This window comes from Flavobacterium sp. Root935 (genome assembly GCF_001429295.1).
Classification (GTDB): Bacteria; Bacteroidota; Bacteroidia; order Flavobacteriales; family Flavobacteriaceae; genus Flavobacterium.
The window spans coordinates 698017-710646 of record NZ_LMJL01000008.1; the positions used below are offsets into that span (position 1 = coordinate 698017).

The 12630-nt window shown below is 34.3% G+C and carries 12 protein-coding genes; 6 read left to right on the forward strand and 6 right to left on the reverse strand.

The annotated features are described in order from the left end of the window. The 3 genes from ASE40_RS08165 to ASE40_RS08175 form a co-directional block, all read left to right on the forward strand. On the forward strand, positions 1-3144 hold a 3144-nt coding region (locus ASE40_RS08165), incomplete at its 5' end, for a gliding motility-associated C-terminal domain-containing protein (protein ID WP_198530112.1). Positions 3145-3211: 67 nt separating this feature from the next. Continuing rightward, positions 3212-4123 carry a type IX secretion system membrane protein PorP/SprF gene (locus tag ASE40_RS08170; RefSeq protein ID WP_057116455.1) on the forward strand — a complete coding sequence of 304 codons (912 nt, stop codon included), beginning with the start codon at positions 3212-3214 and terminating at the stop codon, positions 4121-4123. 12 nt (positions 4124-4135) lie between these two features. Further along, on the forward strand, positions 4136-6079 hold the full coding sequence (locus tag ASE40_RS08175; RefSeq protein ID WP_057116456.1) for an OmpA family protein: 1944 nt from the start codon (positions 4136-4138) through the stop codon (positions 6077-6079). A 121-nt stretch (positions 6080-6200) separates the two neighbouring features. On the opposite strand, the gene ASE40_RS08180 is transcribed toward ASE40_RS08175, so the two are convergent. From ASE40_RS08180 to pyrR, 6 genes are all read right to left on the reverse strand, one after another. Continuing rightward, the gene (locus tag ASE40_RS08180; RefSeq protein WP_057117001.1) at positions 6201-6704 is read right to left on the reverse strand and encodes a CAP domain-containing protein; all 504 of its coding nucleotides are present in this window, start codon (positions 6702-6704) and stop codon (positions 6201-6203) included. A gap of 172 nt (positions 6705-6876) precedes the next feature. Next, the gene (pdxH, locus tag ASE40_RS08185) at positions 6877-7521 is read right to left on the reverse strand and encodes a pyridoxamine 5'-phosphate oxidase (protein ID WP_057116457.1); all 645 of its coding nucleotides are present in this window, start codon (positions 7519-7521) and stop codon (positions 6877-6879) included. A gap of 209 nt (positions 7522-7730) precedes the next feature. Beyond that, positions 7731-8636, reverse strand: a complete 906-nt coding sequence (locus ASE40_RS08190; RefSeq protein WP_057116458.1) for a ribonuclease Z — start codon at positions 8634-8636, stop codon at positions 7731-7733. A 105-nt stretch (positions 8637-8741) separates the two neighbouring features. Next, on the reverse strand, positions 8742-9074 hold the full coding sequence (locus ASE40_RS08195; RefSeq protein ID WP_057116459.1) for a hypothetical protein: 333 nt from the start codon (positions 9072-9074) through the stop codon (positions 8742-8744). Between the two features lie 257 nt (positions 9075-9331). After that, positions 9332-10258 (reverse strand): aspartate carbamoyltransferase catalytic subunit, encoded by a 927-nt coding sequence (locus ASE40_RS08200; RefSeq protein WP_029273654.1) that lies wholly within the window; start codon positions 10256-10258, stop codon positions 9332-9334. A gap of 105 nt (positions 10259-10363) precedes the next feature. Further along, positions 10364-10903 (reverse strand): bifunctional pyr operon transcriptional regulator/uracil phosphoribosyltransferase PyrR, encoded by a 540-nt coding sequence (pyrR, locus tag ASE40_RS08205; RefSeq protein WP_057116460.1) that lies wholly within the window; start codon positions 10901-10903, stop codon positions 10364-10366. A 252-nt stretch (positions 10904-11155) separates the two neighbouring features. Here pyrR and ASE40_RS08210 point away from each other — a divergent pair, with 252 nt between their 5' ends. The 3 genes from ASE40_RS08210 to ASE40_RS22120 all read left to right on the forward strand — a co-directional run bounded on the left by ASE40_RS08210 (position 11156) and on the right by ASE40_RS22120 (position 12556). Further along, on the forward strand, positions 11156-11749 hold the full coding sequence (locus ASE40_RS08210; RefSeq protein WP_057116461.1) for a dihydrofolate reductase family protein: 594 nt from the start codon (positions 11156-11158) through the stop codon (positions 11747-11749). Between the two features lie 47 nt (positions 11750-11796). Next, positions 11797-11991 carry a type II toxin-antitoxin system ParD family antitoxin gene (locus tag ASE40_RS22530; RefSeq protein ID WP_317039083.1) on the forward strand — a complete coding sequence of 65 codons (195 nt, stop codon included), beginning with the start codon at positions 11797-11799 and terminating at the stop codon, positions 11989-11991. Positions 11992-12382: 391 nt separating this feature from the next. Further along, on the forward strand, positions 12383-12556 hold the full coding sequence (locus ASE40_RS22120; protein ID WP_166669280.1) for a hypothetical protein: 174 nt from the start codon (positions 12383-12385) through the stop codon (positions 12554-12556). Positions 12557-12630: the final 74 nt, after the last annotated feature.

Here is a 12630-nt window from a genome sequence, read left to right on the forward strand (position 1 = left end):
ACTGTAACAATTTCGCAGCCACAAAATGCATTAAGTGCAGTAAAAACACAAACTGATGTTACTTGTGGAGGCGGTAATAACGGTTTTGCTACCGTAACGGTTTCTGGAGGAACTTCTGGATATACTTATACTTGGAATACAACTCCTGTGCAGACAACTGCCTCGGCAATTGGTCTTGCTGCTGGAAACTACAGCGTTGTTATCACAGATGCAAATGGATGCCAGCTTTCGGAATCATTTACAATTATTGATGGAGATTCTGTTATACCAATTATAAACCCGTTACCACAAACAACTACAATTTATTGTCCAGCGGTGCCTGTTTTTGAACAAGCAATTGCTTCTGATAATACTGGAACTGTTTCGTCATTAACCTACGTTGATACTATTACGCCAGGAAACTGTGCTGGATCGTATATAACTACGAGAACTTGGACAGCAAAAGATGCTTGTGGAAACATTTCGCTTCCTGTTAGCCAAACCATAATGGTACAAGATAATACGGCGCCAACTTGGACAACTCAAGCAGGATCTTTAGATCAAACTATTGAGTGCAGTGATGCAGCAGCTTTAACAGCTGCTCAAACTTTATTTCCCACAGCTTCTGATACTTGTGATGCTGATGTAACCAATATTGTAAAAGTAAGTGGTCAGTTTATAGCTTCTGCAAATTGCGCAAATGCTGGAACTTACACTAATACTTGGACTGTGAAAGATGACTGCGGAAATACTTCGGATACTTTTACGCAATTGATTACTATTCAAGATACAACTGCACCAATATTCACAGGCACTTTTCCTCTGGATATCGAGGTATCTTGTGATGCAGTTCCTGAACCAGCAGAAATGCATGCTTTAGATAATTGCAATGGAGATTTACCAATAGTATTCTCCGAAACAAAATCGGATATTCAAAATGGATGTGCATCTAACTACACTTTAACCCGCACATGGAAAACAAGTGATTGTAGTGGAAACACAGCATCATATACTCAAATTCTTACTGTAAGAGATAAAACAGCTCCGACTGGAACTGCTCCATCGGATGTAAATAATTTAGCCAGTATAGATTTGATTCCTGCTGGAAGTCCATCAGATATAAAAGATGCTGCTGATAATTGCAGTCCAACAGTAAATATAACTGTAGCAGATACCAATACTGAGTGCGATGGAAATGTTTCTATCGTAACGAGAACTTACACTTTAACAGATTGCGCTGGAAATATCACTAAATTGGTTCAGACCTTTAGCGTAAACTGTAAAGTTATAAAAGTCATTGTGGCGAATGATGATACTGCTGGACCAGTTGCCGGTGTAAATCATAGTACTACAAATGTTTTGAATGTGTTTTCAAACGATACTCTTGAAGGTATCTCAGTAACGCCAACCGATGTAATACTAACAACCGTAACACCAAATAATTATCTACAATTAAATCCTAATGGTTCTGTAGATGTATTACCAAATGCGCCGGCAGGAACATTAACATTAGTATATCAAATTTGTGAAGCAGGCCAAACAGATAACTGTGATACTGCAACTGTTACAATTACAATTGAAGCACCAAAAATGACGGTTACTGCAACACCTATTTGTATCAACGACGTTCCTTACATTGATTATGTGGTTACTCCTATAAACTTCACTCCTGTGAACGGATTAACAATTGCTTGGGCAGACAGTAGCAATACTATTATTACAACAATGACCGATTTACCCTTAAATGGTCGTGTATTATGGCCTGGAGCTGTTGTCGACGGAACTGGAAAAGGAATTGACTGGCCGGGATGGATTTTTGAAAATAATAAATGGATTCAAGGTCCTGATGGATTTGAAAAATTACGTCCAGCAGCTAATCTGATAATATCTTTAAATCCAACCGAAACTATTACTGTTAATTATCCACCAGCAGATCCCTATTGTACTGCCAGACCAACATTTACAATTAATGCTAATGACGATAATCCAACACCAATTACAGGACCTGGAGCAGTTACCAATATTGTAAATGTTCTTACTAACGATACATTAAACAATAATGCTGCAAATATTAATGATCTAACATTAACAATTGTAACGCCAGATCCTAAAGGAGTTTTAACATTAAATCCAAACGGATCGGTAGACGTTGCTGCCAATGCACCTGCCGGTACTTACATATTGACTTATCAGATTTGTGAAAAGGCCGATTTCGGAAACTGTGATACAGCTATTGTAACTATCATAATTCTAGATGCTCCTGCTCCGCCTACTCCAGTTGTGGCTAATGATGATAGTTACAACAATATCGGATGTAATACTTTTGGACTTGTCGGCAATGTTTTAAGTAATGATTTCAAAGGGCTAAATCCTGCAACGCTGCAACTAGTAAACTTTACACTTATTAACGAAAATAATACTAAAACAGATCCAAACATTACAATTGACGCTTCTGGAAATGTAACCGTTTCTAGTTTGACACCAGCAGGAACTTACACTTATAGCTATAGAATTTGTGACAAATTGAGTGCTGAGAATTGTGATACTGCAATTGTCACTATTACTGTAGTTCCAAACGGAATTACAGAAATTAAAAGTACAGCTTGTACTGATGATTCAACCCTGATTAACTTAACAACTTTACTCCCAGAAGGCAGTCCGACTACTGGTTCGTGGATTGATAGAAATAATACGAATAGCCTTCAGGGAAGTATATTTAATCCTTTTGGTATAGCGCTTGGTAATTATTCATTTGAGTATATAATAGCAGATGAAAAATGTCCAAGAAGCATTGTTCTAGATATGGAAGTAAACGATGATTGTAAAGTACTAGCCTGTGGCAATGTTTTACCTCATAATGCCTTTTCTCCAAATGGCGACGGAACGAACGATATTTTCAAAATTGACAATATTGAAGATTTAACCTGTTATCCAGAAAATACAGTTGAAATATATAACCGCTGGGGAATTCTAGTTTTTGAAACCAAAAATTATAACAATACAACAAATGCATTTGACGGTAACTCAAGAGGAAGAACAACTGTAAAGCAATCTGACGGACTGCCAACTGGTACTTATTTTTATATTATTAATTATAAGTCTGTCGATGGAAACAACACTATTCAAGATAACAAACTAGACGGGTATTTATATCTATCGAAATAATCCAATTTTGAATAAAACAACTAATTGATTTTTTAAATCATTAGTAACATTAAATAATATATCTACTATGAGAACAAAATTATTTTTCTTCGTCATTCTGTTAGTTACCTATATGGGGCATGCACAACAAGATGCGCAGTTTACTCAATATATGTACAATACCATAAATATCAATCCTGCATATGCTGGTTCTCGTGGTGCACTAAGCATTTTTGCGCTGCATCGTGATCAATGGGTGGGACTTGATGGAGCTCCAAAAACCAATACAATTTCAGTAAATACCCCAATTAATAATAGTAATGTCGGACTTGGAGTGTCTTTGGTAAACGACAAAATTGGTCCAACAAATGAGAATCAATTTTCTGTAGATCTGTCTTATACAGTTCCAACCTCAGAAACTTGGAAACTCTCTTTTGGTATAAAAGGTACAGCCGATATTTTTAATCTTGACGTAACAAAACTAAATCCAGAAACTCAAGGAGATCCGCAATTCCAGAATCTGAACAATGATTTCTCACCCAATATTGGTGCAGGTATTTATTGGCATTCTGATAACGCTTACATCGGATTATCTGTTCCAAATTTTATACAAACCAATCGTTACGACGACAATGATGTTGCCATTTACAAAGACAAAATAAATTACTATTTAATGGGAGGTTATATTTTTGATTTTTCTCAAGAAGTAAAATTCAAACCTGCAGTTTTAACTAAAATGGTCGAAGGCGCACCACTTCAAGTTGATGTGTCTGCTAACTTTTTATTCTTTGAAAAACTCACCTTGGGTGTTGCTTACAGATGGGATGCTGCTGTAAGTGCAATGGCAGGATTTCAACTCACAGACGGACTATATCTTGGTTATGCCTATGATAATGAAACGACCCGATTAAGAAATTACAATTCTGGCTCACATGAAATTTTCCTGCGCTTTGAATTCTTTAAAAACAATGGTAAAATGACAACTCCTCGTTTCTTCTAAAAAAAAAGTATTATGAAAAACTATACACTATATTTCTTCACAATCATAAGTGCTTTTTCATTTAGCAGTTATGCACAGCAGTCAAAAATAAATTCTGGAGACAAAAAATACGATAATTACGCCTACGTTGATGCCATAAAAACTTATGAAAAAGTAGCCAATAAGGGTTATAAATCTGAAGACATGTTTAAAAAATTAGGCAACTCTTATTATTTTAATTCTGATTTTGAAGGTGCCGCAAAATGGTATGGTGAGTTATTTGCCATGAATAGTGTTGTTGAACCAGAGTATTATTATCGATACGCCCAATCTTTAAAGTCTACTGGAGATATTGCTAAGGCAAATAAAATTTTTGATGAATTTAATACTCAATCAAAAAACGATACCAGAGCCAAACTTTATAAGAATGATGTCAATTATCTCGATGAAATTAAAGCAAATTCTGGAAGATATAAAATTGAAGATGCTGGAATAAACAGCAAATATTCAGATTACGGATCTTTTGTTTACAATAATAAAATCTATTTTGCCTCGGCAAGAGATACAGGAAATTTTTCGCAGCGAAAACACAAATGGACAGGAGAATATTTTACGAATATTTACAATGCAGACCTTAATCCTGAAACAGGAAAAGCTGCAAAAGTAAATAAGTTTAAATCTGCTATAAATACAAAATTCCATGAATCTTCTCCAGTTTTTACCAAAGACGGAAAAACAGTTTATTTTACTAGAAATAACTATATCAATGGAAAAAAAGGAAAAGACGATAATAAGATTACGCTAATCAAAATCTATAAAGCTGAATTAGACAGTAATAACAAATGGACCAACATTGCCGAACTTCCTTTTAACAGCGATAACTACAGCGCTGGACATCCAGCTTTAAGTCCAGATGAGAAAACATTATATTTTTCATCAGATATGCCCGGTTCAGTAGGACAATCAGACTTGTATAAAGTGAGCATTAATTCTAATGGCGGATACGGAACTCCTGAGAATCTGGGAAATACAATAAATACAGAAGGAAAAGAGACTTATCCTTTTGTTACAAATGAAAATGAAATCTACTTTTCATCAGACGGACATCCAGGTTTAGGAGGATTAGATATTTTTGTTGCTAATATCGAAGAAAATGGTACAATCACTAATATTCAAAATGTCGGAGGAGACGTGAATTCTCCAAATGATGATTTTGCCTATATCATTGATCCAGTTTCCAGAAGAGGATATTTTAGCTCTAATAAAGACGGTGGACAAGGTTCTGATGATATTTATAAATTCTTAGAAACCAAAAAACTAAAATGCATTCAAGAACTGGAAGGCATAATAACAGATGCCGAAACAGGAGCAATTCTGCCTGGAGCAATAATTACTTTATACGACAATCAAATGGCAGTTAAAAACTCTACTGTTTCTGACGGTTCAGGAAAATATTCTTTTCCTGTAGAATGCGGCAAAACCTATAATGTAAGAGCAGAAAAGCCTGAATACACCACAAAAGAAGTTAATGTTACTATTGCCAAAACAAGCGGTAAAACCACTTTACCAATTGCATTAGAAAAATCAACCTGCAAAGTTACTGTTGGAGATGACCTCGGAAAATGTTTTGGAATTAAAATGATTTATTTCGATTTGAATAAATATAATATAAGAACAGAAGCTGCTTTAGATCTAGAGAAAATATTGGTTGTTTTAAACGATAACCCAACTATGAAACTCGATATTCGTTCGCATACAGATAGTAGAGCAACACATCAGTACAATGAAGTTTTATCTGAAAGAAGAGCAAAATCGACTATAAAATGGCTGATTAAAAATGGTGTAGCTCCAAACCGATTAACCGGCAAAGGATACGGCGAAACACAGCTTGTCAATCAATGTGCTGACGGTGTAAAATGTACCGAAGAAGAACATCAAGCCAATAGAAGAAGTGAATTTATTATTACTGCTTTATAAAAATTGATCATTTCATTTTAAAAAGGCTGTCTGTACAAGACGGCCTTTTTTAATGTAAAAAGTCGTTGCAATTCAAAGAATTACAACGACCTCTAAAAAACCAACCTGTTCAATATTCGATTTAAATCTTAACAAAAATGTTAGTGTAATATTTTTTTCCTGTAGCAGCGTCTGTCGTTACAGATAATCCGAAGTGCGTATAATCACCTTCGATATTCTCTTTGTGACCAGGGCTGTCCAACCAGGCTCTCAAAGCTGCTTCGGGAGTTTTATAGTTGTAGGCAACGTTCTCACCAACTTTTTTAGCTCCCAAAACATCTGTGAGATTTTTAGATCTTTCAGTAAAATCATTATGGTTTACAACATTATTTTCAATCATATATTTATTATGCTCTTCACATTTATAAGATATATGATTAATGCGTTCCAAAGCATTTAAACCAATACTCACACGGTATTCGTTTATTAGCTTCATGGTTTGTATTTCTGTATCGTTGTAAGTATAATTGGCAACAAGCGTTTCAACAGGAGTATTATCCACGCTTCCTTCGGCAGTCTCAGCAGAACATGAGTTCATTGCGATTAGAATCGCAATGAACAACATGATGCGCATAATCTTTTTCATAATCAACAGCATTTAGCGGTTTAAAGTAAATGTTGGGGCAAATCCTTTAAATTTATTTTTGAATAATTATCGTCTGATTTCTGTACCAAACATATTCAATTTACCGTTAAACTACAAAATTAATCGATGAACTACATGTGTTTTTTTCTTTTACCTATAAAAAACTTACAAATTAAGAGGAAAGTCGATCAATCTTCCACGTAAAATCAGATTGACTTGTATAACGTATTCTATCATGGAGTCGGTTAGCTCTTCCCTGCCAGAATTCAACTTGCAGAGGAGTAACTAAATAACCACCCCAATTATCTGGTCGGGGAATTGATTTTCCTTCAAATTCTGATTCTAGTTTTTTCAAGTTTTCTTCCAAGAAAGTTCTGGACGGAATCACTTCACTTTGATTAGAAACAATTGCACCAAGTTTACTTCCTTCTGGGCGGGAATCAAAATAATTATCGGAAATAATTTCAGAAGTCTTTTGTGCAATTCCTTTTATGATTACCTGACGTTCCATTTCCTGCCAGAAAAAAGACAAACAAACATTTGGGTTCGCTTCTATCGCTTTTCCTTTTTCAGAATTATAATTGGTATAAAATATAAATCCTTCTTCAGAGAATTTCTTTAACAAAACAACACGCGATTTTGGAAATCCGTCCAAACCAATTGTCGAAACTGTCATGGCATTTACTTCTCCACTTCCTCCGAAATCTTCTACTTCATGAAACCATCTATTAAATAAATTAATAGGATCTTCAGGAATGTTAGTTTCCAGTAATTCGCTTTTTTCGTAGGATCTTCTATAATTACTTAAATCATTCATGATTTTATATTTTAGATATTAGATTGCAGATTTTAGATTTTTTTGTTTCAGGTTTCAAGTTGTCAGGCTGAGCGATCCCGAAGCTTCGGGAGAAGCCTCTCGTGCTGCAAAAGTCCTTTTCCCGGAGCCTCGGGATCGCTCAGGGTGAAATCCATTGTTCGCGTTGCTAAACTTAGTATCTTAGTACCTCAGCCCCTTAGAATCTTAGATCAAAATTCAAAACTCACCCCATCATCACCCAAAAGTACATTAGGAAAAACGGTTTTAGCTTCTTCTTTAAAACGTTCAATTTCGTCATATCGTGTTGAATAATGACCTAAAACCAAATATTTCACATTGGCTTTTAAAGCAATTCTAGCCGCTTCTTTCGCTGTGGAATGCAATGTTTTTAATGCTAAACGCGCTTCAGATTCTAAAAATGTAGATTCATGATATAAGACATCTGTATCCTTGATAATCGGAATCACATCTTCGTTATAAACTGTGTCCGAACAAAAGGCATAGCTTTTTGGCGGTTCGGGATCAAAACTCAGTTTTTCATTTTCAATTACAGTTCCGTCATCCAGAGTAACATTGCCGCCGTTCTTTATCTTTTGATAATAAGCAATATGAACATCGTAATGCTGAACAGCTTCAACATTCAGCTTGCGCTCAGCTGGTTTTTCTTGAAATAAAAATCCGTTGGTATAAACGCGGTGTTTCAGTGGAATTGTTTTAACGATGACTTTATTATCTTCAAAAATTACTTCACTTTCTTTTGATTCCAATTCATGGAAAAACAGGCTGTAAGTTGTCCACGATTCTGTCAATTTTAATTGAAGCAGAATAAGTTCTTTAATTCCTTTTGGCCCATAAATATGCAGATCGGTTGTTCTTCCTAAAAGGGAAAAAGTCGAAATCGTACCAATCAAGCCATAAAGATGATCTCCATGAAGATGCGAAATAAAAATGTGATTAATCTTTGAGAATTTAATCTTATTTTTTCGAAGCTGAACCTGAGTTCCCTCTCCACAATCAATTAAAAATAATCGGCTTTTAATTTCTAAAACCTGCGAAGTTGGGTTGGTAAGGGTTCTGGGAGTTGCGGCATAACAGCCAAGTATAGTCAACTTCATTTTAAATTGTTGATATTAGATTTTAGATTGATGAAATATTTTAGAATTGATAAAAGCATTTTAGATTTAGTAACAATCTAAAATCTAAAGTCTAAAATCTGAAATCTAAAATCCTAGGTCTCTTTCGATTTCTTCCATTTCGATAATATCGTGCGCTTCTAAAAGAGAAGGAACCACAACCAATTTATCTGAAATAGCATTAAAATCAAGATCAGAAGCAACAATTACGAAAGATTTTTTTGCTTTTTTGTGAGCTTTAGAAAGCGGTAAAAAAGCTTTTAAATCATTTTCTGACAGCTTAGAATCTGATGATAAATCGATTATAATATTTTGTTTTTCAAAGGTTTTAAACTGCTGCGTAACTTTTTCAAGGAAAGAATTTACATCTCCTTGTGTATCTTTAATAGTAACGGTATGTCCTTTTTGATCTACTTTCATTTTTTAATTTGTGGGGCTTATATAAAAATTGATTTTCTAAGAGCTAAGGTACGAAGTTTTTTTATTTTTTTGTTTCAAGTTTTAGGTTCCAGATTTCAAGTTTGTCAGGCTGAGCGATCCCGAGGCTTCGGCAGAAGCCAAGTTTAGTATTAAAAAAGCACTCTCCCGAAGCCTCGGGATTGCTCAGTGGACATTCTTTCAAAACTGAAAAACGCGATCAAAAAACTGTTACTGAGACTGAAAACTGCGACTAAAAGCTACTGAATCTTAGAAGCCAGTAAATAAATAACCGCCATTCTAATCGCAACACCATTTTCTACCTGATTTAAGATAACAGAATGATCAGAATCTGCAACTTCAGATGTAATCTCCACTCCTCTGTTAATTGGTCCTGGGTGCATGATTACGATTTCTTTTCCAAGAGAATCCAAAAGCGGTTTATCAACTCCATACTGTTGCGCGTATTCGCGTGTTGATGGAAAGAAATTTACATCCATACGTTCATTTTGTACACGAAGCATGTTGGCAACATCGCACCATTCTAATGCTTTTCTTAAATTTGGTTCAACTGTAACACCAAGAGATTCAATATATCTCGGAATCAGCGTTTTTGGTCCGCATACTTTTACTTCTGCGCCCTGCATTTGCAAAGCGTAAATGTTTGATAAGGCAACTCTTGAATGCAGGATATCTCCAACGATAACTACTTTTTTTCCGGCAACATCACCCAGCTTTTCTCTAATAGAATAACTGTCTAATAAAGCCTGCGTTGGATGTTCGTGCGCACCGTCTCCAGCGTTTACAATACTGGCTTTGACATTTTTAGATAAAAAATAAGCCGCTCCGGGATTGGAGTGGCGCATTACAACCATGTCAACTTTCATCGAAAGGATATTATTTACAGTATCAATCAGAGTTTCTCCTTTTTTAACCGATGACTGAGCTGCAGAAAAACTGATAACATCTGCAGAAAGACGTTTCTGCGCTAATTCAAAGGAAAGTTTGGTTCTGGTACTGTTTTCGAAGAAAATATTGGCAATGGTAATATCTCGTAATGAAGGAACTTTTTTAATTGGTCGGTTAATGACTTCTTTAAAATGATCTGCCGTTTCAAAAATCAGGTTAATATCATTCTCGTTGATATATTTTATTCCTAATAAATGATTTACGCTTAATTCTTTCATTTTTATTGTTTATTTGTTTATTCTTTGAATTGTTTAATCGTTTTTTTTCAAATCGTTTAATCGGTCTTTCTGCCGATTAAACAATTAACCGGTTAACCGATTAAACTAATTCGTTACTAAGTGAACAACATCTTCACCATCATTTTCTTTCCAGCTCACTTTTACTTTTTCGCCATTAATAGCATCTACCTGACGGCCTCTATAATCGGGTTGAATTGGTAAATTACGGCTGAAGCGTCTGTCTATTAAAACTAATAATTCAATTTCTGATGGTCTTCCAAAAGATTGAATCGCGGTTAATGCAGAACGAATGCTTCTTCCCGTAAACAATACATCATCAATAAAAATGACTTTTTTGTCTTCGACTATAAAATTGATTTGCGTTTTATTGGCTTCAAGTGGTTTATCAGTACGACGGAAATCATCTCTAAAAAAAGTGATGTCTAGATATCCCAAAGAAATTTCAGGAACCTTGTATTCGTCTTCTAATATTTGTTTTAAACGTTCAGCTAAAAAAACACCTCTTGGCTGAATTCCCACTAAAATAGTATCGGAGAAATCAAGATGTTTTTCGATTAACTGACAAGCCAAACGATGGAGTATGATAGTAACTTCTTTTGAATTAAGTAATACTTTTTGGCTCATAAGTAATTGTAATGTTTGGTTTGCAAATATACGGAATCTGATTTTATTTGTTGGGGAAATCTAAAGACAAATATTATTTTTTGAAATTACGTTTGTCAAAACTTTCAATAATTGAATCTAATACTTCTTTTATTTTTTAGCTATATTAAAATCCACTCCTATAATACTAATCGAGCCGATGACGCTTTTTTTGAAAAATTAAGATTTCCATGATTTTTCTTATATTTGATAAACACTGAAATATTAAACATCATGAGAAAAATAATCGTCATATCAATGATTACAATCGATGGCGTAATGCAGGCACCGGGCGCACCTGAAGAAGACACATCAGGAGGTTTTGAATACGGAGGCTGGGTTGCTCCATTTGGTGATGAAGAATACGGAAAAGTTACGCAGAAACAAATGGCTCCTACGGACATTCTCTTGGGCAGAAAAACATTTGATATTTTCGAGGATTATTGGCCAAAACACGCAGAAGGCTGGCCGGGAATTAACGAAGTTACCAAATACGTTTTATCTTCTACCAGAAAAAACTCTGATTGGGAAAACTCAGAATTCTTTTCAACTATTGATGACATTAAGAAACTTAAAAATAGTGAAGGTGATGATATTAAAGTTTGGGGAAGCGCAACACTAGTACAGCTTTTGCTTCAACATGATTTAGTTGATGAATTGGCTCTAAAAATTCATCCCATAATTTTAGGCAAAGGAAAAAAATTATTTAATGAAAGTTCAACTCCGGCAGGATTTAAATTAGTCGAAAGTACAGTTACGCCAAGTGGGGTAATTGCTGTAAGCTATAAGCGAGCTGGCGAAGTTAAAACAGGAACTATTGGAGAATAAAAGATATTGATAATCTTAGCTCTAAAGAAAAACAAATACAATCTTTTTTGGAAAGAATACCAATTATTGGTGTTTTTGATAAAATTGTAGTTATGCCAAAGAATACATCAATACTATTAGGGGATTATTTTGATAACTTTATAAGTTCACAAATTAAAACTGGACGATTCTCATCTGCCAGCGAAGTTGTTCGTGCAGCATTGAGAATGTTTGAAGAAGAAGAAACAAAAAAACTGACTTAATTAAGGAATTAAAAAAAGGAGAGAAATCTGATTTTGTAAAAGATTTTGATCGTCTTTCTTTTTTAAACAATCTCGATAAAAAATATTCAGATAATGAATTTTAAGATTAGTAACGAAACATCTTATGATTTAGAAAAATTCTGGAAATGATGTAAATCATATTAGAAAAGTTTATTTTAGAAGTAAAGTAAAATCACATTTAATATTCTATAAGATCAACATAAAAGAAAACCAGTTATAAATCATTCGAATTTTACATCAAATGATGAATATCGAGAGGCATTTAAGGAAATAATCTGAATCCAAATCCTAAAACTTTTTCCAAAAATTGTATAAAACATTTTCCTGAATGTTGAAGTAATTTTATTTATGAATTTAAAAACTCAACATCATGCAAAATAAAATACTAAGATTGTTAATGGTATTCGTTATACTATTTTCATTTACAAGCTGCGAACTAGTAGGAGACATTTTTAAAGCCGGAATGGGATTCGGGATATTTATCGTAATTTTTATTGTTGCGATTATAATCTGGATTTTCGCAAAAATGTTCGGACGTAAATAGACACAAATAAAAAATTAAAAAATCCCAAATTCCAAATTAAAAGCTTGGAGTTTGGGATTTTTTTATGAGTGTAG